Annotated in this window: 18 protein-coding genes, 3 pseudogenes and 2 riboswitches; of the genes and pseudogenes, 10 read left to right on the forward strand and 11 right to left on the reverse strand. The window is 67.3% G+C overall.

What is annotated here, in order from left to right:
- Positions 1–267 precede the first annotated feature (267 nt).
- Complete coding sequence (locus ACSQ76_RS01700) at positions 268–501, forward strand: EF-hand domain-containing protein (RefSeq protein ID WP_306130921.1); 234 nt, start codon at positions 268–270, stop codon at positions 499–501.
- A gap of 206 nt (positions 502–707) precedes the next feature.
- A riboswitch (FMN riboswitch) is annotated at positions 708–867 on the forward strand.
- 97 nt (positions 868–964) lie between these two features.
- Positions 965–1,402, forward strand: a pseudogene (locus tag ACSQ76_RS01705) (6,7-dimethyl-8-ribityllumazine synthase); the annotation flags it as partial.
- On the opposite strand, the gene ACSQ76_RS01710 reads toward ACSQ76_RS01705, so the two are convergent.
- From ACSQ76_RS01710 to ACSQ76_RS01745, 8 genes are all read right to left on the reverse strand, one after another.
- Entirely contained in the window at positions 1,399–2,091 is a 693-nt protein-coding gene (locus ACSQ76_RS01710; RefSeq protein WP_437155206.1) for a thiamine ABC transporter ATP-binding protein, read from the reverse strand. The pseudogene ACSQ76_RS01705 and the gene ACSQ76_RS01710 sit on opposite strands and share 4 nt — an antisense overlap.
- Positions 2,078–3,634, reverse strand: a complete 1,557-nt coding sequence (locus ACSQ76_RS01715) for a thiamine/thiamine pyrophosphate ABC transporter permease ThiP (protein WP_437155207.1) — start codon at positions 3,632–3,634, stop codon at positions 2,078–2,080. The genes ACSQ76_RS01710 and ACSQ76_RS01715 overlap by 14 nt, the downstream gene beginning before the upstream one ends.
- Positions 3,610–4,602, reverse strand: a complete 993-nt coding sequence (thiB, locus tag ACSQ76_RS01720) for a thiamine ABC transporter substrate binding subunit (protein WP_437155208.1) — start codon at positions 4,600–4,602, stop codon at positions 3,610–3,612. Before thiB ends, ACSQ76_RS01715 begins: the two co-directional genes overlap by 25 nt.
- Positions 4,603–4,635: 33 nt before the next feature.
- A riboswitch (TPP riboswitch) is annotated at positions 4,636–4,746 on the reverse strand.
- 236 nt (positions 4,747–4,982) lie between these two features.
- A complete protein-coding gene (locus ACSQ76_RS01725) occupies positions 4,983–5,297 on the reverse strand; it encodes a hypothetical protein (protein ID WP_437155209.1) in 315 nt (104 codons plus the stop codon).
- Positions 5,298–5,318: 21 nt separating this feature from the next.
- A complete protein-coding gene (locus tag ACSQ76_RS01730) occupies positions 5,319–5,762 on the reverse strand; it encodes an SRPBCC family protein (protein WP_437155210.1) in 444 nt (147 codons plus the stop codon).
- 3 nt (positions 5,763–5,765) lie between these two features.
- Positions 5,766–6,089, reverse strand: a complete 324-nt coding sequence (locus tag ACSQ76_RS01735; RefSeq protein WP_437155211.1) for an ArsR/SmtB family transcription factor — start codon at positions 6,087–6,089, stop codon at positions 5,766–5,768.
- 74 nt (positions 6,090–6,163) lie between these two features.
- Positions 6,164–7,036: a phosphoserine phosphatase SerB gene (serB, locus tag ACSQ76_RS01740; RefSeq protein WP_437155212.1), complete on the reverse strand. Its 873-nt coding sequence runs from the start codon at positions 7,034–7,036 to the stop codon at positions 6,164–6,166.
- 111 nt (positions 7,037–7,147) lie between these two features.
- Entirely contained in the window at positions 7,148–8,005 is an 858-nt protein-coding gene (locus tag ACSQ76_RS01745) for a c-type cytochrome (RefSeq protein ID WP_437155213.1), read from the reverse strand.
- A gap of 260 nt (positions 8,006–8,265) precedes the next feature.
- On the opposite strand from ACSQ76_RS01745, the pseudogene ACSQ76_RS01750 reads away from it, so the two are divergent.
- From ACSQ76_RS01750 to ACSQ76_RS01770, 5 genes and pseudogenes are all read left to right on the forward strand, one after another.
- Positions 8,266–9,444, forward strand: a pseudogene (locus tag ACSQ76_RS01750) (phosphoserine transaminase).
- 123 nt (positions 9,445–9,567) lie between these two features.
- Positions 9,568–11,163, forward strand: coding sequence for a phosphoglycerate dehydrogenase (gene serA / locus ACSQ76_RS01755; protein WP_437155214.1), 1,596 nt, complete (start codon positions 9,568–9,570; stop codon positions 11,161–11,163).
- A gap of 159 nt (positions 11,164–11,322) precedes the next feature.
- Positions 11,323–11,934: a dimethylsulfonioproprionate lyase family protein gene (locus tag ACSQ76_RS01760; RefSeq protein WP_437155215.1), complete on the forward strand. Its 612-nt coding sequence runs from the start codon at positions 11,323–11,325 to the stop codon at positions 11,932–11,934.
- A 43-nt stretch (positions 11,935–11,977) separates the two neighbouring features.
- Entirely contained in the window at positions 11,978–12,676 is a 699-nt protein-coding gene (locus ACSQ76_RS01765) for a metallophosphoesterase family protein (RefSeq protein ID WP_437155216.1), read from the forward strand.
- Between the two features lie 69 nt (positions 12,677–12,745).
- Positions 12,746–13,921 (forward strand): acetyl-CoA C-acyltransferase family protein, encoded by a 1,176-nt coding sequence (locus tag ACSQ76_RS01770; RefSeq protein ID WP_437155217.1) that lies wholly within the window; start codon positions 12,746–12,748, stop codon positions 13,919–13,921.
- 148 nt (positions 13,922–14,069) lie between these two features.
- On the opposite strand, the pseudogene pbpC reads toward ACSQ76_RS01770, so the two are convergent.
- From pbpC to ACSQ76_RS01785, 3 genes and pseudogenes are all read right to left on the reverse strand, one after another.
- Positions 14,070–16,116 (reverse strand): annotated as a pseudogene (gene pbpC, locus ACSQ76_RS01775) (penicillin-binding protein 1C).
- A complete protein-coding gene (locus tag ACSQ76_RS01780) occupies positions 16,103–16,681 on the reverse strand; it encodes a putative glycolipid-binding domain-containing protein (RefSeq protein ID WP_437155218.1) in 579 nt (192 codons plus the stop codon). The pseudogene pbpC and the gene ACSQ76_RS01780 overlap by 14 nt, the downstream one beginning before the upstream one ends.
- A gap of 13 nt (positions 16,682–16,694) precedes the next feature.
- Positions 16,695–22,136, reverse strand: coding sequence for an MG2 domain-containing protein (locus ACSQ76_RS01785; protein WP_437155219.1), 5,442 nt, complete (start codon positions 22,134–22,136; stop codon positions 16,695–16,697).
- A 154-nt stretch (positions 22,137–22,290) separates the two neighbouring features.
- Here ACSQ76_RS01785 and ACSQ76_RS01790 point away from each other — a divergent pair, with 154 nt between their 5' ends.
- The 3 genes from ACSQ76_RS01790 (at position 22,291) to ACSQ76_RS01800 (ending at position 26,141) form a co-directional block, all read left to right on the forward strand.
- On the forward strand, positions 22,291–24,471 hold the full coding sequence (locus ACSQ76_RS01790) for a response regulator (RefSeq protein WP_437155220.1): 2,181 nt from the start codon (positions 22,291–22,293) through the stop codon (positions 24,469–24,471).
- Positions 24,472–24,624: 153 nt separating this feature from the next.
- Positions 24,625–25,482, forward strand: a complete 858-nt coding sequence (locus tag ACSQ76_RS01795; RefSeq protein ID WP_437155221.1) for a DMT family transporter — start codon at positions 24,625–24,627, stop codon at positions 25,480–25,482.
- Complete coding sequence (locus tag ACSQ76_RS01800) at positions 25,479–26,141, forward strand: 5-formyltetrahydrofolate cyclo-ligase (RefSeq protein WP_437155222.1); 663 nt, start codon at positions 25,479–25,481, stop codon at positions 26,139–26,141. The genes ACSQ76_RS01795 and ACSQ76_RS01800 overlap by 4 nt, the downstream gene beginning before the upstream one ends.
- Positions 26,142–26,171 lie beyond the last annotated feature (30 nt).

Here is a 26,171-nt window from a genome sequence, read left to right on the forward strand (position 1 = left end):
TTCAAGGTCGCGTTGATGCAATCGTGCGCGGGCTGACGGGTTTCTGCCGAAAGCCCGGTACGCGATGCGCTGCTTTCCGCACCGCCGCGATAGCCTGCCCATTGGCGGCAGACCGGCGCCGAGTCGAAAGCGCTGTTTGGGCCTCTTTCCGCGAGATGGACGACCCCTTGCGCCGGATCTCTTCCGGGAGGGACGGTGTGTGGTCATGTTGAGGGTCCGCGGGCAGCAAAGCCCCGGACAACCTGAACCCACAAAAGGGAACCAAAGATGACCAAGACACTTTCCGCAGCAACCTTCGCGCTTGCCCTGACCGTTCCGGCCATGGCGATGGCACTCGATGCCGATACCGACGGCGATGGCATGGTCACGATGGAAGAATTCCAGGCCGCGATGCCCGACGCGCCCGCGGGCACGTTCGAGCAGCTGGATTCGGATACCGACGGGCTGCTGAGCGAAGACGAGATCGCCGCAGGCCAGGAGGCCGGCATCCTGCCCGCCTAAGCTGCGACGCGGCCAATGGGAGCGCGCGGTGCTTCCCCCATCCTTTCCGCGCGCTTCCGCCTGATACCGGAGCGTTCTTCGATAATGCTTCGGTCGCGGCACGGGCCGAAGGCGGGCACCATTCCCCAGATGTTTTCATCGGTGTCCCTCCTTGCCTTCGAGACCGAATACGGCTTGCCCGTGCCGCACCTTTCCCGCAATCTGGTCCGTGTTCTCAGGGCGGGGTGAAACTCCCCACCGGCGGTAAGCGGCATGTCATGCCGCAAGCCCGCGAGCGCATCGGGGGTGCCCTGCATCCCCCTTGGTCAAGCAGACCTGGTGCAATTCCAGGGCCGACGGTCACAGTCCGGATGGAAGAGAACGCCGGGAAAGGGCACCGCCCATGGTGCCCCTTGGGTGGGCTGCCACCTTTCCTGTCGTGCTGCGCCTTGGGTGAACGTGTCGCGAGACGGAAAGGAGACCTGCAATGACACACACCCGTTACGCTTTTATTAAGGCCAACTGGCATGCCGAGATCGTGGATCAGGCCCTGAAGGGGTTCTGCGAGGCGATCCCGGCGGAGGATGTGGACGTATTCGATGTGCCGGGGGCGTTCGAGATGCCGCTCCTGGCACGGGACCTGGCGCGGTCAGGGCGATACGGCGCCGTGGTGGCGGCGGCGCTGGTGGTGGATGGCGGGATCTATCGCCATGACTTTGTGGCGCAGGCCGTGGTGGACGGGCTGATGCGGGCCGGCATGGATGCGGATGTGCCGGTGCTGTCGGTGTCGCTGACCCCGCATCAGTTTCACGAGACGGCGCATCACATCGGGATCTTCAAGGCGCACTTCAGAGAAAAGGGGCAAGAGGCGGCCCGCGCGGCACTGATGATCGGCAGGACGCGGGCCGGGCTGGCGGCCTAGCCGAGATAGTCGCGCAGGACGGGCGGCGGGTTGTCCAGCAACTCGCCGGTCGGGCGCGGTGCGTGGGCGGTGCCCTCGGCGACGAGAACGGCCTGTGCCGTGATGCGACGGGCATCTTCCGGTGCGTGCGATATCATCAGAAGGGTCGCGCCGGTTTCACGGGCGATCTCGGCCACGAGGTCGAGCATTTCCATTCGCAGGGCGGGACCCAGAGCAGCGAAGGGTTCGTCCAGCAACAACAGCGGTTTGTCCTGAAGCATGACGCGAGCCAGTGCGGCCCGGCTGCGCTGGCCGCCCGAGAGAGCGCCGGGTTTGCGGGTGGCCATGCCGGCAAGGCCGACCCGGTCCAGTGCTTCGGTGACGCGGGTCTTGTCCTGGGCGGACAGGCGCAGGTTGGGCGACAGGCCCAGCCCGACATTCTGCGCCAGTGTCAGGTGCGGAAAGAGGTTGTCCTCCTGGAAAAGCATGGCGACGGGGCGGGCGCCCGGGGGCTGGTCGGTGATGTCGGCGCCGTCCCAGGTGATGCGGCCATGCGCGACGGGCAAAAAGCCCGCGATCCCTTCGATCAGGGTGGACTTGCCCGCCCCCGACGGGCCGATCACGGCAACGGTCGCGCCGCCGGATATGGTGAGGTCGGCGGCGAGCGTGAAGCTGCCGTTGCGGATATGTGCGGCGTCAAGTTTCAGCATGGCGATGACCCCCGCGATCGAGCAGCCAGAAGACCCCGAAGGACAGGATCAGGAGCAGGAAGGAGGCGGCGGCGGCGGCCTCCATCTGGTAGGAGCCCATGAGGCGGTAGACCTGTAGCGGCAGGGTGGCCACGTTCGGGTCGGCAAAGAGCGTGATGACGCCGAGATCGCCCATCGAGAGGGCTGCCGCAAGACCGGCGGCAAAGCCGATCTGCGCGCGCAGGCGGGGCAGCAGGACATGGCGTAGGAAGGGCAGCCCGGCCATGCCGAGCGAGAGGCCGAGGCGGCCCTGGCGCGACACGATATCGCGGGCGCGGGGGACGAGAATGCGCAGGGCGAAGGGCAGCACGGTGATGGCGTTGACCAGCGCCGTGACGGGCAGGGCGAAGTCCTGCGGGTTGGCGTAGGGGCGGATCGCGATGAAGAGCCCGGTGCCGATGACCAGTGGCGAGGCGGCGAGGCCCAGAAGGCCCGCGATTTCCACCATGCGCCCCCGTCCGGTGGCGATGGCGGTCGCCATGGGCAGGGCCATGCAGAGCAGCAGGACCGTGCTGAGCGCGGCGACGCCGAGCGAGGTTGCTGCTGCCGTCCAGACCTGGCGCGGCATGGCGGCAAAGCCGGGCAGGCCCGACAGCGCGATGGCCATGAGCGGCACCAGCAGGAAGACTGCCGCGACACCGATGAACAGCGCGTCAATGCACCGTGCGGTGGTCGTTTTTCCGTCGAACCGGCGCAAACCGCGATCGAGGCCGGAGCCGAACCCTTCGCCGCGCGCCAGCCAGAGGGCGATGCCACCGGCAAAAACCGTCAGACCAAGCTGCACGGCGGACAAGAGCGCGGCCCGACCAAGACCGAAGTCAAACCTGAACGCCTGGTAAATGGCGAGTTCTATCGTGGTGGCCCGCGGCCCGCCGCCGAGGGTGAGGGCGACGGCGAAGCTGGTGAGGCAGATGGCGAAGATCACGGTGAAGGCGCCGGGGATCAGGCGCAGGAGCATCGGCATTTCGATCACGCGGAACATCGCCCAGCCGTCGATGCCCAGCAGGGCGGCCAGGCGGAAACGCTCGGCGGGAATCTCCTGCCAGCCTTGCAGGACAAGGCGGGTGGCCAGCGGCAGGTTGAAGAACACATGCGCGAGGACGACGCCGTGCAGACCGTAGATCTGCACCGGGGGCAGGCCGAGCGTGCCCAGGGCCGCGCTGACCCAGCCGCCGCGGCCGAAGACCTCGATCAGGCCCAGCACGGCGACGATCACCGGCAGGATGAACGGGGCGCCCAGCAGCGCGATCAGCAGGCTGCGGCCCCGGAACCGGCGGCGGGCGAGGGCGCGGGCCACAGGGATGGCCAGCAGCACGGAAAACAAGGCCGAGAGCGTGGCCTGCACCAGTGTGAAGCGAAGCGCCGCCCAGTCGGCGGCGTTGAAGCCGCGGCCGGTTTCGGCGCGCAGGGCAACGGCCAGCAGCGCGCCGAAGATGAGCACGGCCACGAGGGCGGCGGCGCTCCATCCCGGTCTGGCACTTAGCGGCTGAGCGCGTTCAGCCATTCATCGAGCGCATCGTCGCGGGTGGCGGCGGCCTCTTCGGCGCTGAGAAGCAGGGATTTTTCCGGCTGGATCAGGGTGTCGAACCCGTCGGGCAGGGCCCCCTCAAGCTCCTTGGCGGGGTACATCCAGTTGGTCGTCGGGATGACGGACTGGAAGTCCTGGGTCAGCATGAATGCGAGGAACTGGTCGGCCAGGTCGGGCTGGTCGGTCGAAGCCAGTTTGCCGGCCACTTCGACCTGCATGTAATGGCCTTCGTCGAAGGCGGCGGCGGTCTTGCTGTCGTCCTCCTCGGCGATCAGGTGATAGGCGGGCGAGGTGGTGTAGGACAGCACCATGTCGGCCTCGCCTTCGAGGAAGAGGCCGTAGGCTTCGGTCCAGCCCTTGGTGACGGTGACGACGTTGTCCGAGAGCCCCTCCCAGATTTGCGGGGCCTCGTCGCCATAGGCGGTCTTGACCCACATCAACAGGCCGAGACCGGGGGTGGAGGAGCGGGGATCCTGAATGACGATGGAGGTGTCGCTGTCGGCCAGGGCCTTGAAATTGCTGGGCGCTTCCATGTCTTTGTCATGGACGAAGGCGAAATAGCCCCAGTCGTAGGGCAGGAACACCGGGTCGTCCCAGGTGATCGGCAGATCGAGGTCCGGGGACTGTCCGTGCTCGGCGAACAGGCCGGTGTCCTTGGCTGCGGCGATCAGGTTGGTGTCGAGGCCGAGGACGATGTCGGCGTCGGTATTTTCACCCTCGAGCCGGACACGGGCCAGCAGGGCGGCGCCGTCCTCGACGCCGACGAGGTTGAAGTCGCAGTTGCAGGTGGCCTCGAACGCCTTTTCGATTTGGGGGCCGGGGCCCCATTCGGCGACGAAACTGTCATAGGTGTAGACGGTCAGTTCGGGCGTCTCGCCTGTCTCTTGGGCCACGGCGGTCGTGGCGGTGAGCAGACATCCCGCAGTGAAAACAAGGCGTTTCATGGCATCCTCCCTTTCGGCGGAAGGGGCGGCGCGATGCGGGTGCATGACCTTCCCTCCGCCGGTGTCAGCCGGTTCAGGTTCAACGGGTTTGCTATGTGCATCTCAGTCGCCGGAGGTGGCCGGTCGACACCCCGAGGTTTCAACAAGAACGTAGGGCCAAGCCGGGGAAGGGACAAGGTGAATTGGCGAATCGGAAGGTTAATGCCGCCGGAAGGGCTGAGACGACGTCGGTATCGCGTCGGTATTCGGGTGGTATCACGTCGGTGCGGGCGTCGCTGGCGGGCGTTTGACGCGCCGCGCGGTGGGCGCGGGGGGCAGAGGACGTTCAAAGCCAGCGAAAGGGGGAAGGAGGTCCCGGGTCAAGCCCGGGACTGCGCGGGCTACATTTCCATGATGGGGGCGACCTCGACACTGCCCTTGCCGCCGTCGAGAATGGGGCAGCCGCGGGCGATCTCGCAGGCCTCGGCGTCATCCGCGGCCTCGACGATGGAATAGCCAGCCAGAGGGTTGGAGCCGCCATTGTCGGCGATGCCCTCGGTGCTGACCGTCTTGGACATGCCCACGGGGTTGCCGGGGTCGATGAGCTTGCCGCCGAGGCCGCCGAGCCAGCTTTCCCAGGCCTTCATCGCCTTGATGCCCTCTTCTTCGGTCTCGGGCCTGCCGCCGCCGTGATAGGCGAAGATGTACTTGGGCATTGGTTGGTTTCCTTTCAGGGATCAGTGGGGACAAGTTTGCAGGTGGCGGGCGAGGCGGACCATCGGGCCGCTTGTCCAGCCGGTTTCGTGCCGCGCGGCGCGGTCGTCATTGGGCAGGTCGCGGTGGTCGATGGTCAGCCGGGCGCCGTCACGCGTGGGTGTGACGGTGAAGGTGACGTGGCTTTCGGGGGCCTGCATGCCTTCGGGCAAGTGCCATGTCCAGGTGAAGCCCACGGAGCGGGGCGGGTCGACATGCGTGACCTGTCCCGACATGCGGTAGCGGTTGCCGTCGCTATCGAGCATTTCGGAATGCCACGGGCCTTCGCGGGTGAAGTCGAGCGCGGTGTCGGGCAGGGTCATGCCGTCATGGCCCCACCATTCCAGCACCTCGGCCCGCTGGGTGACGGCGCGGAAGAGACGCTCGGGCGTGACCGGGAAGTCGCGGGTGATGCGGACCTCGCCCATCCGTCAATCCTTGTCTTCGAGGGCAAGGTGGGTCGCGAGGCGGTCCATCGACGCCTCCCAGAAGGCGCGGTGATCGAGCGCCCAGTCGGCGATGGTTTTCAGCGCCTGTGCCCGGACGGAATAGAGCCGGCTGGTGCCCTGGGTGCGCTGCTCGACGAGGCCCGCCTGCCGCAGCACCTTGAGGTGGCGGGACACCGCCGGGGCGCTGATATCGGCCTGTTCGACGAGACGGCCGGCGGGCAGTTCACCCTCGGCCATCAGGCGCTCGACCACGGCAAGGCGGGTGGGGTCGGAGAGGGCGGCGAAGGTGTCGGTCAGGTGGGTCATGGAACGGTAATTAACAGATCAGTTAATTAACGAAAAGATTAAATGATGCGGCGGTGCGTGGGCTTTCGCCCACCCTACAGGATCTGGAAATCGTTGCGGTCGTAGCCTTGCAGGTAGAGCAGCGCGGTGAGGTCGCCGTGGTTGATGCGCAACGCGCATCCCGCGGCGACGGCGGGTTTGGCGTGGAGTGCGACGCCGCTACCGGCGCGGGCGAGCATGCCGAGGTCGTTGGCGCCGTCGCCCACTGCCAGCACGTCGATTTCGGAAATGTTGAGGCGGGTGGTGATGTCGGCGAGCGCCTGCATCTTGGCCTCGCGCCCGAGGATGGGGCGGGCGACGTCGCCGGTGAGTTTGCCATCCTCGACAAGCAGCGTGTTGGCGCGGTTCTCGTCGAAACCCAGAAGCGTGGCGATATGCGAGGTGAAGGCGGTAAAGCCGCCCGATACGAGGGCGGTGTAGGCACCGTGGGCTTTCATCGTGGCCAGCAGGGTGGCGCCGCCGGGCATGAGGGTGATGCGGGTGTCCAGGACCTCGGCGATGACATTCTCGGGCAGATCGCGCAGGAGGGCGACGCGTTCCAGGAGCGCGCCTTCGAAGTCGAGCTCGCCGTTCATGGCGCGGGCGGTGATATCTTTCACATGGGTGCCGACGCCGGCCTCTTCGGCCAGTTCGTCGATGCATTCCTGTTGGATAATGGTGCTGTCCATGTCGGCCAGCAGCATGCGCTTGCGGCGGTTCCCGGACGGCTGGACGACAAGATCGGTGCGCAGGGTTTGCAGGTTGTCCCAGACCTCCCACTGGTTGTCGGGTAGCGCGGCCATGTCGAACTCCGCCGCTTCGTCGGGTGACAGCCAGCGGGCGTCGAACCCGCCCCAGGCGTTGCGCAGGTTCTCGACCAGGGCGGGGTCGAGCGTGCCCGGCGGGGCGATGAGGGTGGTGGTGAACATGGGGCATCTCCGCGCTGCGCATCGGGTTCGGGCATAGCGCAGGTTGGGATGGGGTTCCAGCCGGGGAGAGGGCCCTTCGCGCTGCCGCGGCACGCGAAGGGCGTCAGGGCCTTAGCCTGCGACGTCTGGCACGTCCGGCAGGGGCGGCAGGGTCCGCAGGTAGAGAATGATCGCGGCGAGGTCGTCGTCCGTCATCCGCGACAGGTAGGAATAGGGCATGGGCGGGAGCATCGCGGTGCCATCGGGTCGCTTGCCCAGGGTGATCATGTCCGCGACCTCGGCATCGGTGTACCCGACCAGGCCGTCGACATGGCTGGTGATGTTGGAGGCGATCGACGTACCCCACGGCCCGTCGATCCTGAGCCCGCCGCGGCCGAGGTGGGTGTCCAGCATGGGGCCTTTCGGCCCGAAGGTGGTGTGGCAGTCGGTGCAATGCGCCACCGGACCGGCGAGATACGCGCCGTATTCCGCCGTGACGCCGCGGGGCACCTCGGGGACGGTGCCGACGGGCGGGCCATAGGCCGGGGGCAGGGGAATGTTGTACTGCGACAGGGGCACAGGGTTTTCGACCGCGGGCAGGGTGCGGAGATAGGCGACAATGGCCGATACGTCGCCGTCGGAAAGGCCACTGTAGACCGAAAAGGGCATGGGCGGGCCGATCACGGAGCCGTCGGGCCGAATGCCCTCGCGGATGGCGCGGGCCAGCTCGGCGTCGGACCACGTGCCGACCGGGCCGGCTGGGGTGAGGTTGGGGGCATAGGCGGTAAACTCGGGCGTTTCCATCACGAAGCGTCCGGCGAGGTTCTGCCCCGTCAGCGGCTGGCCTGTCTGGTCGATGGGCGAGTGGCAGTTGCCGCAGGCGGCAGGCCCCTCGACGAGATACGCGCCGCGTTCCTCGGGGGTTTCGGCTCTTGCGGAGGGGGAAAGCAGGGCGGCCGCGAGCAGGGCCGGCAAGAGTTTCATATGCATGGGTCTGATCCTGTTGATGCGATGCCGGGTCGCCGCGGCGCACCCGGACGGGTCGTGGCGGCATTATAGCACCGGCCAGCGTGCACCTTGGCGGATTTGCGACGCGCGCGTTTCCGATCGGAACCGAAAAGGTCGTAAAACGTCCATGAACCGGCGCTGAGGGGCCGTTTACCGTCTTGCGCGACTCTTCCGGCGGGCGTATCCCGCTAGGTGGGACACCCCTCCCCAACGAGGGGCGCTTATCTGGAAGGATAGCAGCAATGGCTATTGAGACACCCGGCACGCGGCCGGACACTAAACCTGTCGCCGTTCCGGCGAACCCGCGTTTTTCCTCCGGCCCCTGTGCCAAACCCCCGTTTTCGACCTGAGCAAGCTTGCCGACGCCCCTCTGGGCCGGTCGCACCGTGCCGCCGTGGGCAAGGCCAGGCTGAAGGCTGCCATCGACGGCACGCGCGAGGTGCTGGGGATTCCCGACGACTACAAGGTGGGGATCGTGCCGGCGTCGGATACCGGCGCGGTCGAGATGGCGATGTGGAGCCTTCTGGGTGAACGCAAGGTCGAGATGCTGGCCTGGGAAAGCTTTGGCGCGGGCTGGGTCACGGATGCGGTCAAGCAGCTGAAACTCGATGCCGAGGTCAAGACCGCCGAGTATGGCGAGATCGTCGATCTGGGCGGCGTGGACACGGACAATGACGTGGTGTTCACGTGGAACGGCACCACCAGCGGCGTGCGGGTGCCGGACGGCGACTGGATCAAGGCGGACCGTCAGGGGCTGACGATCTGTGACGCGACCTCTGCGGCGTTCGCGCAGGACCTGCCTTGGGACAAGCTGGATGTGGTGACGTTCTCCTGGCAGAAAGTGCTGGGCGGCGAGGCGGCGCATGGGATGCTGGTGTTGTCGCCTCGGGCCGTCGAGAGGCTGGAAAGCTATACGCCGCCCTGGCCGATGCCGAAGATTTTCCGCCTGACGAAAGGCGGCAAGCTGAACGAGGGCATTTTCGAGGGGGCGACAATCAACACGCCGTCGATGCTGGCGGTCGAGGATTATTTGCTGGCGCTCGACTGGGCGCGGTCGGTCGGCGGGCTGGAGGGCCTGATGGCGCGGGCGGATGCCAATACCAAGGCGGTGGCGGATTTTGTCGGCACCCATGAGTGGGTCGAGTTCCTGGCCAAGGACCCGGCCACGGCGTCGAATACGAGCGTTTGCCTGAAGTTCGACGATGACCGGATCAGCGATGGCGCGGCGTTTGCCAAGGCCGTGGCCAAGCGGCTGGAGACCGAGGGTGTGGCCTATGACGTGTGGGGCTTATCGCGACGCGCCTCCGGGGCTGCGCATCTGGTGCGGCGGCACGGTGGAGACCGCCGATGTGGCCGCGCTGATGCCGTGGATCGAATGGGCGTTCAACGCCGAGATCGCGGCGCTTTCCGAGACCGTTTGAGGTGGGGTGAAACCCCACCCTACGCCGGACGCACTGGGTGGGGTTCAAACCGACCGCCACGTGAACCGTAGGGTGGGTTTCAAACCCACCATTCCCAGAATTCAAAGACAAAGGACCAGACAGATGGCTGCCAAGGTACTCGTATCCGACAAGCTGAGCGAAACCGCCGTGCAGATATTCCGCGACCGGGGGATCGAGGTGGATTTCATGCCCGAGCTGGGCAAGGACAAGGACAAGCTGGCCGAGGCGATCGGCGATTATGACGGGCTGGCGATCCGCTCGGCCACCAAGGTGACGCCGACGATCCTGGAGGCGGCGAAGAACCTCAAGGTGATCGGCCGCGCCGGGATCGGCACCGACAATGTCGACAAGGCGGCGGCCTCGAAGAAAGGCGTGATCGTCATGAACACGCCCTTCGGCAACATGGTGACCACCGCCGAGCACGCCATCGCGATGATGTTCGCCGTGGCGCGCCAGATCCCCGAGGCGAGCGCCAGCACCCATGCCGGCAAGTGGGAAAAGTCCAAGTTCATGGGGGTCGAGCTGACCAACAAGACGCTGGGCATCATCGGCATCGGCAATATCGGCGGCGTCGTGGCCGACCGTGCGCGGGGCCTGAAGATGAAGGTGATCGCGTATGATCCCACGCTGAGCGAGGAGAAGATCGCGCAGAAGGGGGCCGAGAAGGTGGATCTCGATACGCTGCTGGCGCGGTCGGATTTCATCACGCTGCACACGCCGCTGATCGACGCCACCCGCAACATCCTGAGCCGCGAGAACCTTGCAAAGACCAAGAAGGGCGTGCGGATCGTCAACTGCGCGCGCGGTGGGCTGGTGGACGAGGCGGCCCTGGCGGAGTTGCTGCAATCGGAACATGTCGCCGGGGCGGCGCTGGACGTGTTCGCCGAGGAGCCGGCGACGGAGAACCCGCTTTTCGGTCTGCCCAACGTGGTGTGCACCCCGCACCTGGGGGCCGCGACCAGCGAGGCGCAGGAGAACGTGGCGCTTCAGGTGGCCGAGCAGATGTCGGACTACCTGCTGACGGGGGCTGTGACCAACGCGCTCAACATGCCGTCGGTGACTGCCGAGGAAGCCAAGGTGATGGGGCCGTGGATCAAGCTGGCCGATCATCTGGGCAATTTCATCGGCCAGATGACGGACGAGCCGATCAAGGCGATCAACCTGCTGTATGACGGCGTGGTCAGCCAGATGAACCTGGAGGCGCTGACGAGCGCCGCCGTGGCGGGGATCATGAAGGCGGTGAACCCGGAAGTGAACATGGTTTCGGCACCGCTCATTGCCAAGGAGCGGGGAATCAAGATCTCGACCACCAAGCAGGACAAGTCTGGCGCGTTCGAGGGCTATATCAAGCTGACCGTGGTGACGGCGGAGCGCGAGCGGTCCATCGGCGGGACGGTGTTCAGCGACGGCAAGCCGCGCTTCATCCAGATCAAGGGAATCAACATCGACGCCGAGATCGGGCAGCACATGCTGTACACCACGAACCGCGACGAGCCCGGCATCATCGGCGCGCTGGGCCAGACGCTGGGCGGCAACGGTGTGAACATCGCCAACTTCACCCTGGGGCGGTCGAAGGCGGGGGCGGAGGCGATCGCGCTGCTCTACGTCGATGCGCCGGTGCCGGAGGACGTGATCGCCAAGCTGGACGAGACCGGGCTGTTCCAGCAGATCAGGACTCTGGAGTTCGATGTGGGGTGATTGGCCGGAACGGGTGGCTTTGGCGGGCGAGACCGGGGTGAACCCCGGCCTGCCGGCCGGGGTGGAACCGCGCGAAAACGACCGTTCTCGGGTCGCTGCGGCGAAAGTCGCGTGGGCCCGTTTGCGTTAGGGGAGGTGCATTCGACCGAGGAGGTTGCGATGCACGATCCGTTCCAGCTTTTCCTGTCCGAGATGGCTGCGGTGTTCCGCGCCGAAGGGCGTGAATGTGCCGCCGAGACTGCCGAGGCGCTTTTATCGGTCACCGAGGTCGCGCGGCTTGCCAACGACTCTCCCGGCGATACCGAAGCGATCTGTGGCTTGCTGGCCGCTTCGCCGCTGGCGGTGGCACAGGCTGCGTTGGCCGCACATGAGATGCTGCCCTGGGGTCACAACCCGGTGGCCGGTCAGATCGCTGCGGAGGACAACGCCCTGTTCTCGGTCGTCGACCTGATGGGACCGGAGGCGCCGCTATATTCACCGAGCCTGCGGGCCGGGCTGTATTACCAGCGGCCCAATACGCGCTATGGGCTACACTCTCACGCCGCCGTCGAGACCTATGTGATCATCGCGGGCCGGGCGCTATGGACGGCGGGTGACGCGCAGCGCGAGATGGTGGCAGGCCACGCGGTGCACCATTCGACCTACCTGCCCCATGCCTGCCAGACCGGCGACGAAGGCGTGGTGGCCCTGTGGCGCTGGTCTGGAGATATCGGCATCGAGAGCTATCGCGTGCACCACGGGGCCGAGGCGTTCGGGGCCTTCGCCGCCTGAACGAGGGTTTGCAAGGCGTCGCAGCTGCATTAGGTGATGGTGCATGACCAAGCCGCTTTGTGTGATTCCGGATATTCATGGCTACCGCGCCGAAATGGATCGTGTGCTGAGCCTCGTCGCGCGGCATGAAGGCCCGGATGCGCGGATTGTCTTTCTGGGTGACTATACCGACCGGGGCCCCGACAGCCGCGGCGTGATCCAGACGCTGATCGACGGCATCGCGGCGGGGCGCGACTGGACCGCGCTGCGGGGCAATCACGATCAGATGTTTCTGAATGCGCTGGAAGGCACCATGGAACCCGAACGATTTCAGTGGTGGATGCAGGGCAACCTTGGCGGGCGGGAAACGCTGGCCTCTTACGGAATCAAGTCGCCCGCGTATGAAGGGGACTGGCGCGAGCAGGTGCCGGGCGTGCATCGCCAGTTCCTGAGCTCCTTGCCTTACACCCATGAAACCGATCAGCTGTTCCTTTGTCACGCCGGGATCTCGCCCGGCACGCCGCTGGAGCGGCAGGTGCCGGAGGACCTGTTGTGGATCCGCGATGCGTTTCTTTACGACACCCGCGATCACGGCAAGCTGGTGGTGCATGGTCACACCCCGGTGGACGCGCCCGAACATCACGGCAACCGCGTGGCGCTGGATGTCGGTGCGGGATGGGGGCGTCCGCTGCGGGCTGCGGTGTTCGAGGGGCGACGCTGTTGGGTGCTGACGGAAGCCGGCCGGAAGCCGCTGGAGCCATGACGGGACGTCGGGCTTGCGGGTGGGGACGCGGGGCGCGATGATCATCTCAGGTAATTCAGGGAGGCTCTGATGACGGATATCGTTCTTCTGGATGGCGTGCGCACGGCCATCGGCACATTTGGCGGATCGCTGGCGGGCACGCCGCCGGGGCAGCTGGGCGCGACGGTGACCAGGGCCGCGCTGGAGCGGTCGGGCGTGGAGCCGGGGCAGGTGGGGCACGTGGTCTTCGGCCATGTCATCAACACCGAGCCGCGCGACATGTACCTGAGCCGGGTCGCCGCGATGGAGGCGGGCATTCCCGAGACCACGCCGGCGATGAACGTGAACAGGCTGTGTGGCTCGGGCGCGCAGGCGGTGGTGTCGGTCATGCAGTCGCTGATGCTGGGCGATGCGGAGTTCGGCGTCGCGGGCGGGGCCGAGAGCATGAGCCGCTCGCCCTTCATCGTGCCGGAGCAGCGCTGGGGCGCAAAGATGGGCGATGTGCGCACGCTGGACATGATGCTGGGGGCGCTGAACTGTCCCTTTGGCACCGGGCATATGGGGGTGACCGCCGAGAACGTGGCCGCCGAGCATGGGGTCAGCCGCGAGGATCAGGACGCCTTTGCGCTGGAAAGCCAGGCACGGGCGGCGAAGGCGATCGAGGCGGGGCACTTCGCCAGCCAGATCGTGCCGGTGGAGGTGCGCGTGAAGCGCGACATGGTGGCGTTCGAGACGGATGAGCATCCCAAGCCGACGACCGCAGAAGGGTTGGCCGGGTTGCGGGCGGCGTTTCAGAAAGACGGCACGGTGACGGCCGGGAATGCCAGCGGCATCAATGATGGCGCGGCGGCGCTGGTCTTTGCCCGGGCGGAGGCGGCCGAGAAGGCCGGGCTGAAACCCAAGGCGCGGGTGCTGGGCTATGCCCATGCCGGCGTGCGCCCCGAGGTGATGGGCATCGGGCCCGTGCCGGCGGTGGAGAGCCTGCTGGAGAAGACCGGGCTGAGCGCGGGCGATTTCGACGTGGTGGAATCGAACGAGGCGTTTGCAGCGCAGGCGATTGCGGTGAACCGGGGGTTGGGGCTGGATACGGACAAGGTGAACCCGAATGGCGGCGCGATCGCACTGGGGCATCCGGTGGGGGCGACGGGGGCGATCCTGATGGTGAAGGCGCTTTACGAGCTGGAGCGGATCGGCGGGACGAAGGCGCTGATTACCATGTGCATCGGCGGCGGGCAGGGGATTGCCGTGGCCATCGAGCGGATGTGAGGGGCGCTGGCGGAATTTTGCAAAATTCCGCGGTGAAAAATTGCAATTTTTCGGGACGATTTCTTGCAAGAAATCGGGCAAGAATTTTCGAAAATTCTTGGTGCCGAACGGTGCCGTTTCGCGGGTACTTTCTGCGCAGATTGGGGCGTCAGTCGATCCAGACGGTGACGCTGCTGGAGCGGCCCATCGCGTCGATCACCGACAGCTTGGAATAGCCGCGCGCAAGGCCGTTCAGCTCAGCCTCGCGGCGGCGGGTGTCGGTTTTCTGTGGCGTGCCGTTGGCGAGCCAGGTGAAAGGCGGCTTGCCGTCGCGCAGCTTGACCGTCAGGCGACCGTCCTGGATGGGAAGGCGGGCGCCGGCGGGGGGGAAGATCAGCTTGGGCGCATCCTCGGACGGTTGAAACACCGCATCGCGGCTGGCGAAGCGGCGCAGGGGTTGCGGCAGGCGGGCGGTGGGCAGCAGCAGCGCCTCGGGCGGGGGCGGCGGCAGGGCGTCGGCTTTGGGTTTCAGGCGCTGGAACGCCTCGAAGAGGACGGGGGCGGCGAGGTCCCCGCCGAAGGCGCCGGGGACGGGCGTGCCGTCGGGGCGGCCGATCCAGACGGCGGCGACGTGCCGACCGTCGAACCCCACGGCCCAGGCGTCGCGGTGGCCGTATGAGGTGCCGGTCTTGTAGGCCAGTCGGCGTTTCGGCGCGCCCGGGGGTGGCGCGAGACCCGCGAGGATGTCGGCGACATGCCAGGCCGCGGCGCGGTTCAGGACATTCGTTGGCGTATGGTTGTTTGTGCCCTGCCGCCAGTGGAGCGGGCGGGTCTGGCCGCCATTTGCCAGCATGGCGTAGGCGGTGGTCAGGCCTTCGAGCGTAATGCCGAGGCCGCCGAGGCCGACAGCGAGGCCGGGCTGGTCGCCGGGCAGCTCGGTGGGCACGCCGGCACGGCGCAGGGTGTCGAGCAGGTGGGCGGGGCCGATCTCGTCCAGGAGCAGCACGACGGGGATGTTGAGCGACTGGCGCAGGGCGTCGGCCACGGTCAGGTCGCCCCGGAAGGCGCCGTCGAAATTCTGTGGCGCGTAGGTGCCGAAGGCGACGGGGCGGTCGTGGATCAGCGTTTGCGGATGGGCGAGGCCCCGGTCGAACCCCATGGCGTAGATGAAGGGCTTGAGCGTGGAGCCGGGGGAGCGCATCGCTTGTGTCATGTCGACGAAACCGGAGCGGGCGTCGCCGATGCCATAGGTGGCGGAGCCGACGGAGGCGAGGATGTCGCCGGTCTGGTGGTCGGCGATCATCATCGCGATGGAGACGTCGGCGGGCAGGTCACGCAGGCTGTGCGTGGCGAGGCGTTCCAGCGCGGCTTGCAGGGGGGCGTCGAGCGTGAGGTCGTGGCGCAGGCGGGCGGGATCGTCGGATATCGCACGGTCGGCCATATGAGGCGCGAGGAACGGAAAGGCGCGGCGGGTGTGGGGGACAGGCTCGGTCAGGGCGGCCTGGACCGCGCCGGGCGTCAGCAGGCTGTCGCGTTCGGCGCGGGCGAGGACGCGGGCGCGGGCCTCGGCCGCCTGGAAATGGTGGCGGTCGGGGCGGCGGGATTCAGGGGATTGGGGCAAGGCCACCAAGAGCGCGGCTTCGGCGGGGTCAGGCGGCGGGGTCCTTGCCAAACCATGCGTAGCTGGCGGCGCGGACGCCTTCGATATTGCCGCCGAAGGGGGCGCGTTCGAGGTAGAGTTGGAGGATCTGTGCCTTGGTGAGGCGACGCTCCAACGCCAGCGCGACGCGGGCCTGGCGGAGCTTGCCGCTGAGCTGCCCGGTGCCGCTGTCCTCGAGCAGGCGGGCGACCTGCATGGTGAGGGTGGAGGCGCCCGACACGACCTCGCCGTTCCAGAGGGCCTGCGCGGTCGCGCGGAGAATGGCGCGGGGATCGACGCCGGAATGGGTGTAAAAGCGCTTGTCCTCGTAGGCGATGAGCATTTCGAGATAGCCCGCATCCACCGCGTCGGGCGTGGCGCCGAGCCGCCAGCGGCCATCCTCGACCGTGTAGACCCGCAGGAGCGTGCCGGTGCGGTCGCGGACCTCGGTGGAGAGAGGCGTCAGGAGGGGCGGCAGGTCGGTGGCTGTGATCCACTGGTCGAGCTTGTCGCGCCCGAGGCCCGCGGCGAAGAGCGCGAGGGCCAGAAGCAGAAGCAGGCGGTCACAGCGGAACATGCTGATCTTCCGCGTGCCAGAGGCCGGGATAACCGGTGACGAAACCCGCGTCGTTGACCTCGAGCGTGGTGCTGTAATCGGTCTGTTCGGCGCGGTAGTCGATGATACCATACGTATGCGTACGTTGATAGGTCTGGTCGAGCGGCGCGAGGGCGGCGGCGGGATAGTGCAGCCATGCGGCGCGGGTGGTCAGGGTGTCGCCCTGCTGTTTTTCAAGGCGGCGCAGGGGCATGAGGTTGGTGGCGGGCGTGAAGCTGAGGTCGATGTCGGTGGCGTCCTCAAGCCCGGGTTGCGGTGTCTCGTTCAGCAGCCATTCGCCGTTGCGGTGGTCGATATGCAGGCGGACCTCGCTTTCGCCATGGGTGCCGGCGATATCGGCGTCGAGGGTCTGCCAGTTCTCGGTGCAGCGCACGACGTAGTCCAGCGCCGCGAAACCGGCGTCGTCGTGGAACCGGGCGTGGCCGACCAACAGCCAGCCGTGATCGGCGCGGGCGAGGCGGCAGGTGTCCTGCCCCTCGCAATAAAGCGCGCGCCAGGTGATCGTGGCGACGGTCTTGCCTGTCATATACCCTGGCCCGTCATACCGCCGTGACCGTCAGGCGCCCGGTGGCCGAGCGGGCGCGGTATTGCGGGCGGTACATGTCCTCGACCGAGGCCGCCGGGTGGTGGTAGCTGCCCGGTGAGATCGCGCGGACGATGTAGGCAAGGCGGAAGGCGTCGTCCGAGCGCCAGTCGACGGCAGCGATGAAGCGATCGGCGCGGAACTCGGAATGCTCGGCACTGGCCGGGTCGAGCCAGTCGAGCGCGTTCACGTCGCCCGAGCGCAGCAGGTTCGGGTTGTCGATTTCCAGCCCCGCCGGCAGCGGGTCGTCGATGATGAGCCGCGCCTCGCCCTTCTCGAACGGGCGGACCGTCAGCACGGTGACGAGGCGGGTGCCGGTGGTCACTGTCGACAGGTCCACCGGCGTGCCGTCCATGTCGAAATAGCTGCGTTCAATGGCATAGCCATAGCCGCCGGCCTCGGGCGGTGTCACCGGCACGCCGAGGGTGGTGAGGGTGATGTCGGTGGCGTTGGCGCCGGTGTTGGTGAGGGTTTGTGGCGTCAGGGACGTGGCGGAGATGGTGCGCACGAAGGGGCCCGAAACGGGCGTGCCGTCGAGCGAGAGGCCCGAGACGGACGGGTCGCTGAGGAGCGCGCGGGCGGCCAGAAGGGACCACGCCTGTTCCTGCGTCGACATGTGCGGGCCTTCCGCCGCGATGGCGCTGGCCAGCGCGTCGGCATTGACGGCATTGCTGCCCGCCTCGGTCGCCAGGGTCAGCACGCCGGCGCGGTCGCGCAAGCGGGTGCCATAGTCGGCGCGCCAGACCTGGCCTTCGGCGCCGGAGGTCTGGTTGATCGTCTGCTGGGCCGCGGCGAACATGCGGTCGGCGCGGGTCTGGTCGCCGTAGAAGGCGAGGGCCGCACCCAGTTGGGCCTGGGCCAGGGGCGTCGCGAAGGCCTGTGCCTTGACGTCGGCGTAGTAGCGCAGGTCGCCCATGCGGGCCGCGCCCTCGCGGGCGAGGACCATGAGCGCGTAGGCGATGTCTTCGCCGCCCTGATCGAAGTCGGGCGCGTAGTTGATGCGGTTGCGCAGGTTGTCCATCGCCATGGTGTAGGCGGTGTCGGGGACGTCGAAGCCTTCCGTCTTTGCGCGCGACAGGAAGTCGGCAACATAGGCGTCGAGCCAGAAATCACCCGAGCTTGCGCGCCAGAGGCCGAAGCTGCCGCCGGAGGATTGGCGCGTGAGGATGCGGGCGATGGATTGGTCGATGCGGGTCTTCGCCTCCGCCTCGGAGGCGAGGCCCATCGCGGCGGCGATCTGGTTGAAGTAGAGGAGCGGCATGGCGCGGCTGACCACCTGTTCGGTGCACCCGTAAGGGTAGCGGTCGAGCGCGGCCAGAAGGCGGGGCGCGTCGAGCTTCGCCAAGGGTCCCGCCGCGAGGATGGCGCTGGCCGTGTCGGGGCGCAGGTCGGCGAAGACGTCACCTCCCAGCGTGAAGCTGTCGCCCGCGCCGAGAGAGAAGCGGCGAGTGGTGGCGATGACCGGATCGTTGGCGCGGATGCCCAGCGGCATCTCCTTGGTCAGTTGCTTGCCGTCGGGCGTGGTGAGGGCGATGCGCACGGTGGCGTCGCCCACCTCGCCCGCCGTGATGGGCAGGGAGAGCGTAGTTTTTTCCTGTTCGCCCAGTTCGAGGCCGGAGGGGATGGTGCCGCCCAAAGTAAGGCCGGTGCTGGACACATCGAGGCCCATGCGGCCTGTTGGCCCTTCGGTGTGTTGAATCTCAAGCAGAAGGCGGCTTTCGTCGCCGGGGGCGAGGAAGCGCGGCAGGGAGGCGGTGACGACGACCGGATCGCGCACGATGGTCTCGTCCTCGGCCTGGCCCACGGCGGTGGGGGACCACGCGACGGCCATGAAGCGGACGGTGCCGTTGAAGTCGGGCATGTCGAAGCTGGCCTTCGCGGTGCCGTCGGGGCCGATCTCCAGCGGTCCGGTGAAGTAGGCGACGAGGTCTTCGGTGGGCGGCGGCTGGGTGCCGGAGAGCGGATTGCCCGCGTCGCCGCCGGAGCGGACCTGGCCCTCGGCGCCGTTCATGCCGTCGATGAGGCGGCCATAGAGGTCGCGGATTTCCACGCCAAGGCGGCGCTGGCCGAAATAGTGGCCCGAGGGATCGGGCGACTGGAAGCCGGTGATGTTGAGCACGCCAACGTCGACGGCGGCGAGGGTGACGTAGCCGGTCTGGCCCTCCGCCAGCCCGTCCACGCTCACGTTGACGTCCAGCGGCCCGCGCGGGGCGGCGGTGTCGGGGGCGTCGATGGAGACGGAGAGCTGCTTGTCGCCGGGGGCGATCTTGGCGTAGCTGAGGCCGAGCGAGCGGGCCGGGTTCTGGCCCGCGCTGACGTTCATCGGGCGGATGACCTGGGCTGTCACGTAAGCGCCTGCGCCCCAGTCCTCGGTGATGGTGAGAGGGATGGTGTTCTCGCCCTCGGTGACCTCGACCGCCTGCCGTTCGATGACGTGGTTCGACATGACGGTGATGAGCGCGGTGCCGGCATAGCGGGGCACGACGCGCAGCTGGGCGGTGTCGCCGGGGGTGTATTCCGGCTGGTCCAGCGACAGCTCCAGCGTGTCGGGCGTGTCGCTGGCGTCGGCGGGGGCGTACCAGCCGGCGTAGAAATCGGTGGAGGACGAGACGTAGTCGCCGCCGGTGCGTTCTACGACAAGTTCATAGTGGCCCCACTCGACGGGGGCGGAGACGGTCAGGGGATCGGTCCCGAGTGTGGCGTCGCCGGTGGCGACCTGTTCGCGGGTCGTGATCGGCTCCCAGTTCCACGAGCCGTAATCCTGGTACCACTGGTAGCGCGTGGTGACGCGGTTGACCGTCCATTTCACGTCCATCGGGACGGGCGTGAGATCGGGCGCGATGCCGATGACCTGGAAGCGGGCTTCGGAGTTTTCGGGGACGACGCCGTCGGCCATGGGCTTGATGCCGATCATGGGGCCGGCGGGGGCAAGCATGCGGGAAAGCGTGCGTTCGACCGGGCGACCGGAGCCTTCGCGGAGGGTCACGGTGATGTCGGCCTCGAACGGGCGGTCGGTGACGTCGAACTCGGGCATTTCGGCGGCCATCTGAAGCTGGCCATCCGCGCCGGTCTTGCCGCCGGGCAGGTAGGTGATGCGGGCGCCCGCCGGGTCGTCATGGCGGCCGAAGCGGTAGCCGGGGAAGTCGTCGAGCGTGGAGCGGGCGGAGACCTTGACGTTGCCATCGGCCACGAGGCCAGCACCGGGCGCGCCGAAGAGATAGCGGGCGTCGATGGTGAGCGGCGGCGTGTCGCCGGGGCGGATGGGGCCGTCCGGCAGCGACAGGTCGAAGTCGATGCGCTCGGGCAGGAAATCCTCGACCAGCAGCGTGCGGCTGACCAGCGGGTCGTCCTCGGGGGCGGACAGGATGTCGAGCGTCCAGCTGCCGGTGGGGACACTCGCACCGACCGGCAGGGTGAAGACGTGGCCGCCCGCGTCGTCATCGCCGGACAACTGGCGGGAGTATTCCACGCCGTCGGGGCGGCGCAGGATGGCGGTGAGGGGCAGGCCGGGGATCGCCTCGGCCACGTTGTCGCGCGCGAGGGCCGTCGCGTGGATCACCTCGCCCGGGCGATAGGCGCCGCGGTCGGTGGCGAGGAAGACGTCGATGGGCGGCGCGGGCGGGCGGCCCTCGACGCCGCGATCCGAAAGGTCGAAGGCGGGGTCGGTGAGCGACAGGAAGGCCATGTCGTCGTCGCCCGCGTTGGCGAGGATCATCGCGGGGGCCGCGCCGGAGGTGCCGCGTGTCAGGCCGGGGGCAAAGAGCGCGTGGCCCTGGTCATCGGTCGTGGCCGTGCCCAGCACGCTGTTGGAGCGCGACAGCAGCGAGAGCTCGACGCCGGATTGCGCCTGCGCATCGGCCAGACCACGCACGAAAACGTGCAGACCGTCATTGCCCTTGAACGTGGTCAGGCCCAGGTCGGTCAGCACGAACCATTGCGTGGCGCCGGGATTGTCGAAGGGATCGGCGCCGGGGATGGTGGCGGTCAGCGCGTAGATGCCGGGGGCCTCGTCGGCCAGCACATCGCCCAGCGGCAGGCGGGTGGTCATGGTCCGGTTCAGGGTGTTCTGCACCTCGCCGGTGCCGGTCCAGACCTCCTCGGCGATCTCGTTGCCGAACTCGCGTTCCTGGTACTGGCTGAACGGGCGACCGAAGAAATCCTGCTGCATGGTGCGGAGAAGATTGCGGTCGGAGACGCGGCGCAGGAGCAGCTCGACCTCGTCGAGGTTGACGGTCTCGATCGGCAGGGCGGTGTCGGCGGCCTTGGGCAGGATATAGGCCCGGCCCGGAAAGCTGACGCGCGAGGAACGGTCGCGGACGTAGAGCGTGATCTCGGTGTCGCGCTGGAGTTTCTCGCCGCTGGCGGCGGGCAGCCCCTCGCGGAAGGTGACGCGGTAGCGTTCGCCATGCTGGACGCCGGCGATGCAGATCTGGTTGCCGTCGGGCTGGACCACGAGGCCGGGATCGGGCAGGCGGACGAAGGGCGTGTAATCGGTGCCCGCCTCGACCAGCGGTTCGGAGAATTCCGCGCAGAGGCGGGGCTGGGCGCTGTCGCTTTCGGCGCGGTGGTCGGTGATGCGGAAGCCGTATTTGGCGATGGCGGCGTCGAGCGCGGTCATCACGTCGTCGCGTGGCTGGATCGATTCGGCCAGGCGCAGGGTGGGCACGGTGGCCTGGCCCCGGCCCATCGTCTCCAGCGCCTGCGACATCAGCAGAAGGGCGTTGATGCGCGCGGGATCGCCGGGCGCACGCAGGTAGGCGTTGATCGCGGCCTGGAAGGCGCGTTCCGCATAGTTGCGTTTCTCGGAGTCGTTCTGCGCCGGGATCAGCAGCGACAGGCGGGCGTATTCCGCCCATTGGTCGGCGGCGTCCGAGCGGGCCACGGCGGCCCCCATCCAGCGCATGGCGTTGAGGTAATCCTGCTGCGCGATGCGGTCCTGTGCGGCGTTGACCATGGCGGGCACGTCCCATTGCCCGCCGGGATGGCGCGCGCCGATGCCGGTGGCCTGGTCGCGGGCCTGGTTCAGATCGCCCGGATTGAGGAAGCCCAGATCGGCGGTGCGGGCGGACGCGTCGTCTAGGACGCGGGTATCGGTATTGAAGACCTCGGCGGAGATCGCGCCCTCGTAGGGCTTGGTCTCGGTCAGGGCGCTTTTGGGGAAGCAGGAATTGGAGCGGGTGTTGAAGGTGTAGGCGCGGCAGGCGTTGTTGGAAAAGCAGAGGTTGCGGCAGGCTTCGAGCGTGGTGTCGAAAAGCGGGTCGAGATCGGAACCGAAGAAGTCGACATCCTTGGTCACGACCTCGCGCCGTTCGGGCACGGCATCCTGGGCCAGCGCGCCGGAGGGGACGAGGCTGGCGGAAAGGCTGAGAACAATGGCGGCGAGAAAGCGTTGGAGCATAATGCCCTCCTTCAACGAATGGCGGCATGGTGCCATGCGCCCCACGGCAAGACAACGATTCCTGCGCCCGGGGCAGGTCAGGATTTAAGCACTTGTTCACCATAATAAGGGAGATTGAGGCACGAGAATGACCGGCAACGGCGGAGGTTGGGGCATGAGCCTTGCCAACAAACTGGCGGAGGAAAGGCGGGCCCGGTTGGCCGCCGAACGTCTGCTGGAACAGAAACAGGCGGAGCTTCAGGCCGCGAACCGCAAGCTGGGCCGCCATGCCCGTGCGCTGAGCGAGGAGATCGTCGAGACCCGCGCAGAAGTGCAAACCGTGCGGGACGAGAACGCGCGGGTGAAATCCGATCTGAACGTGGCCAACGAGAAGGTCGCCATCGCCGAGCGGCGGCTGTGGCATTCGATCCAGACGATCCAGGACGGGTTCGCCTTTTTCGATGCCGAAAGCCGGATGATCGCGGCCAACCACGCGTGGCTGGGCGTGTTCGAGGGGCTGGAGGACGTCAAGCCGGGGATCAGCTATGTCGAGATCCTGCAATGCGTGACCGAAGAGGGCGTCGTCGATATCGGGGATGCGGACCCGGCGGCGTGGCGCGAGAAGATGCTGGACCGCTGGCAGACCGTGGCGCCGGAGCCGGAAATCATCCGGCTGTGGAACGGCGCCTATATCAAGCTCATTGACCAGCGCGGTCAGACCGGCGACGTGGTCAGCCTTGCGCTGAACATCACCGACACGATCCGCTATGAGGAGCGCCTGAAAGAGGCGCGGCGCAAGGCCGAGGCGGCGAGCCGGGCGAAATCCTCCTTCCTGGCGAACATGAGCCACGAGATCCGCACGCCGATGAACGGGGTGGTGGGCATGGCGGAGCTGTTGACGGATACCGAGCTGGACGAGGAACAGCTGCTATATGCCAACACGATCAAGAATTCGGGCGAGGCGCTGCTCGTGATCATCAACGACGTGCTGGATTATTCCAAGATCGAGGCCGAAAAGCTGGTGCTGCACGAAGAGCCGTTCGACCTGGAACGCTGCATTCACGAGTTGATCATGCTGATGCAGGTGAACGCGCGGGACAAGGGGATCGACCTGCTGGTGGATTACGATCTGTTCCTGCCGACGCGGTTCGTGGGCGATCCGGGGCGGCTGCGGCAGATCATGACGAACCTTCTGGGCAATGCGGTGAAGTTTACCGAGGAAGGCCACGTTATGGTGCGGGTCGTGGGTGTGGAGGCCGAGACGGAGGGTGCGGCGCGTCTGCACGTGACGATCGAGGACAGCGGCATCGGCATTCCGGCCGACAAGGTCGGGCACATCTTCGGCGAGTTCAACCAGGTGGACGGCGAGAGCAACCGCAAGTTCGAGGGCACGGGGCTGGGGCTGGCGATCTCGGAGAAGCTGGTGCGGCTGATGGGCGGCGATATCTGGGTGGAGTCGGCCGAGGGGCAGGGCTCGACCTTCGGCTTTGCCGTGGAACTGCCGCTTGCCGAGGCGGAGACGGGGCAGGATTTCAGCGTGCCCGACGGGCTGCGCAAGGTGCTGATCGTCGAGACCAACGCGCTCAATCGCGCGATCCTGGAGCGGTTGTTCACGGCGCTGGAGGTCGCGGTGGTGTGCTGCGACAGCGGGGCGCGGGCGCTGGAGGCGATGGACGCGGAGGTGAGCCTTGTGATCACCGACCACGTGATGCCCGAAATGGACGGGATCGAGCTGGCCGAGGCCCTGAAAGAGGCCGGGCACGCGGCGCCGGTCCTGCTGCTGAGCGGCAATATCGGCAGCGTCGATCAGGACCCGGGCCGGCGGTTCGTCGATGCGGTGCTGCAAAAGCCGTTCCCGCGCAACGCGTTGTTTGCGGCTTTGGCGCGGATGCCGGGCCTGAGGGTTGGCTTGGCGGACGCGCCGCCGTCGCACGCCGCGACGCAAAGGGTGATGCGGGTGCTGGCGGCGGAGGACAACAAGACCAACCGGCTGGTGTTTTCCAAGATGGTGAAGGCAATGGATATCGACCTGAAATTCGCGGTGAACGGCGAGGAGGCGGTGGCCTTCTACCGCTCGTTTCGGCCCGACATCGTGTTCATGGATATCTCGATGCCCGAGATGGACGGCAAGGAGGCGGCCCGCGCGATCCGGCAGATCGAGGCGGAGAGCGGCGCGCGTGTGCCCATCGTGGCCATGACCGCCCACGCCATGGAAGGCGACGAGGACGATATCCTGTCGATCGGGATCGACCATTACCTGTCGAAGCCGCTGTCGAAACAGACGCTGATCGACCATGTGCTCGCGGCCTGCCCCGCGGGCGTGCGTCCGCCGCGGGAAGGACAGAGCGCCGCCTAGACCCTTGGGCAAGGCGCGGGTCGCGAGTGGCGTGTCGGGCATCAGGGCAACCGGGTTGTGGCCCAGGCGGCGCGGAGAACCTGCGGCGCATCCGTGACTGAATCCGCGCCAACGGTCTTTACTTTCTGATCAAATTCCAGGCAATTTCGCGCCATGAATGCGCATCTCAAAGGGCTGCTGCTGACCACGCTGGGCGTGTTGTTCGTGGTGCCCGACTCCCTCTTCGTGCGGCTGATCGAGGCAGAGCCGCTGGTCGTGGCCTTCTGGCGCGGGATCACTGCCGGGGTGTTCATCCTGGTGGGCGTGCTGGCCTTCATGCCGCGCGGGTCGACCCGTGCCGCGCTCAGCACCGGCTGGCCGGGGGTGATCTATATCGTGCTGATGGGCTCGACCGCGCCCGGCTTCGTGCTGGCGGTGACGCAGACCAGCGTGGCGAACGTGGTGTTCATCTTCGCCTCGATGCCGGTTTTTGCAGCCATTTTCGGCAAGGTGTTTTTGGGCGAGGGGATCAGCGCGCGCATGGTGCTGACCATGCTGGGGGTGTTCGCGGGGCTGGCGATCATCGCCTATGGGTCGGGCGAGAACGAGATCGCCAGCTGGAAGGGCGACGTGTGGGCGGTGGTCGTCTGCGCCTCTTACGCGGGGGCCCTGACGGCGGTGCGGCAATTGAAGGACGTCTCGATGATCCCGGCCATTCCGGTGGCCTATATCGGGGCGGGGCTGGTGGTGCTGCCTTTCGTGTCGCCCTGGGTGCCGGTGGCGGCGCAATGGCATTTGTTTGCGCTGCACGGGGCGTTCATCGCGGTCGCCACGTGCTTTCTGACATTGGGGCCGCGCTATATCAGCTCGGCGGAAGTGTCGCTGCTGATCCTGCTGGAATCGGTGCTGGCGCCGCTGCTCGTGTGGGCCGTGGTGGGCGAGGACCCGGGGCGCTGGGCCATCGTGGGGGGCGCGGTGGTGATCGGGGCGCTGCTGGTGTCGAACATGGTGGCGCTCAGGCGGCGGCGATGAGTGGCGCGGAGGACGATCCGGGTGGGGAGGCCCCCTGTTTCGCGCAGGACGTGGTGGGCGGCCATGTCGTGGATGCGCAAACGCGGGCCGACGTGGCACGGTTTCGCAAAAGTGATCGCGCCCGGCTCTATGCCCTGCGCAAGGAGATGTCCCAGGACGAGCTGGCCGGGCAGGCGGCGGCGGTGATGACCACGATTGACCGCGTTCTGGGGGACGTGGCGGGCAAGGTGATTGCCGGCTACTGGCCGATCCGTGGCGAGCTGGACCTGCGGCCGTGGCTCCGCCGGGCCAGCGCGGCGGGGGCGCAGGTGGCATTGCCGGTGGTGGTGGAAAAGGGCCGTGCTGTGGCGTTCCATCTTTGGCGGTCCGGCGCGAAGATGACGCGCGGCATCTGGAACATACCCGTCCCGGCCGAGGCGCAGGCGGTCGCGCCGGATATCGTCATTGTGCCGCTGCTAGGGGTCGATGACGGCTGTTACAGGCTGGGTAATGGCGGCGGGTATTACGACATGACGCTGGCGGGGCTGACGCCGCGGCCAAGGGTGATCGGTGTGGGCCACGATTTCTGCCCCTTGCAGACGATCTTTCCCCAGCCCTGGGACGTGCCGATGGATGAGGTGATCCTGGGCGACGGGTCGCATGTGCGCCGGGAAGGCTGAGCGCTGCAAGCGTAGTTCCCGTGGCCGATG

Origin of the sequence: Roseovarius sp. B08, assembly GCF_051417955.1 — a bacterium.
Classification (GTDB): Bacteria; Pseudomonadota; Alphaproteobacteria; order Rhodobacterales; family Rhodobacteraceae; genus Roseovarius.

What these genes read in the sequence shown, in the direction of transcription:
- ACSQ76_RS01700 (WP_306130921.1), top strand. Translation starts at nt 268, where the DNA reads ATGACCAAGACACTTTCCGCAGCAACCTTCGCGCTTGCCCTGACCGTT.
- ACSQ76_RS01785 (WP_437155219.1), bottom strand. Translation starts at nt 22,136, where the DNA reads ATGCTCCAACGCTTTCTCGCCGCCATTGTTCTCAGCCTTTCCGCCAGC.
- ACSQ76_RS01745 (WP_437155213.1), bottom strand. Translation starts at nt 8,005, where the DNA reads ATGCATATGAAACTCTTGCCGGCCCTGCTCGCGGCCGCCCTGCTTTCC.
- ACSQ76_RS01715 (WP_437155207.1), bottom strand. Translation starts at nt 3,634, where the DNA reads ATGGCTGAACGCGCTCAGCCGCTAAGTGCCAGACCGGGATGGAGCGCC.
- thiB (WP_437155208.1), bottom strand. Translation starts at nt 4,602, where the DNA reads ATGAAACGCCTTGTTTTCACTGCGGGATGTCTGCTCACCGCCACGACC.
- ACSQ76_RS01790 (WP_437155220.1), top strand. Translation starts at nt 22,291, where the DNA reads ATGAGCCTTGCCAACAAACTGGCGGAGGAAAGGCGGGCCCGGTTGGCC.
- ACSQ76_RS01710 (WP_437155206.1), bottom strand. Translation starts at nt 2,091, where the DNA reads ATGCTGAAACTTGACGCCGCACATATCCGCAACGGCAGCTTCACGCTC.
- ACSQ76_RS01765 (WP_437155216.1), top strand. Translation starts at nt 11,978, where the DNA reads ATGACCAAGCCGCTTTGTGTGATTCCGGATATTCATGGCTACCGCGCC.
- ACSQ76_RS01725 (WP_437155209.1), bottom strand. Translation starts at nt 5,297, where the DNA reads ATGCCCAAGTACATCTTCGCCTATCACGGCGGCGGCAGGCCCGAGACC.
- ACSQ76_RS01760 (WP_437155215.1), top strand. Translation starts at nt 11,323, where the DNA reads ATGCACGATCCGTTCCAGCTTTTCCTGTCCGAGATGGCTGCGGTGTTC.
- ACSQ76_RS01735 (WP_437155211.1), bottom strand. Translation starts at nt 6,089, where the DNA reads ATGACCCACCTGACCGACACCTTCGCCGCCCTCTCCGACCCCACCCGC.
- ACSQ76_RS01800 (WP_437155222.1), top strand. Translation starts at nt 25,479, where the DNA reads ATGAGTGGCGCGGAGGACGATCCGGGTGGGGAGGCCCCCTGTTTCGCG.
- ACSQ76_RS01730 (WP_437155210.1), bottom strand. Translation starts at nt 5,762, where the DNA reads ATGGGCGAGGTCCGCATCACCCGCGACTTCCCGGTCACGCCCGAGCGT.
- serB (WP_437155212.1), bottom strand. Translation starts at nt 7,036, where the DNA reads ATGTTCACCACCACCCTCATCGCCCCGCCGGGCACGCTCGACCCCGCC.
- ACSQ76_RS01780 (WP_437155218.1), bottom strand. Translation starts at nt 16,681, where the DNA reads ATGACAGGCAAGACCGTCGCCACGATCACCTGGCGCGCGCTTTATTGC.
- ACSQ76_RS01770 (WP_437155217.1), top strand. Translation starts at nt 12,746, where the DNA reads ATGACGGATATCGTTCTTCTGGATGGCGTGCGCACGGCCATCGGCACA.
- serA (WP_437155214.1), top strand. Translation starts at nt 9,568, where the DNA reads ATGGCTGCCAAGGTACTCGTATCCGACAAGCTGAGCGAAACCGCCGTG.
- ACSQ76_RS01795 (WP_437155221.1), top strand. Translation starts at nt 24,625, where the DNA reads ATGAATGCGCATCTCAAAGGGCTGCTGCTGACCACGCTGGGCGTGTTG.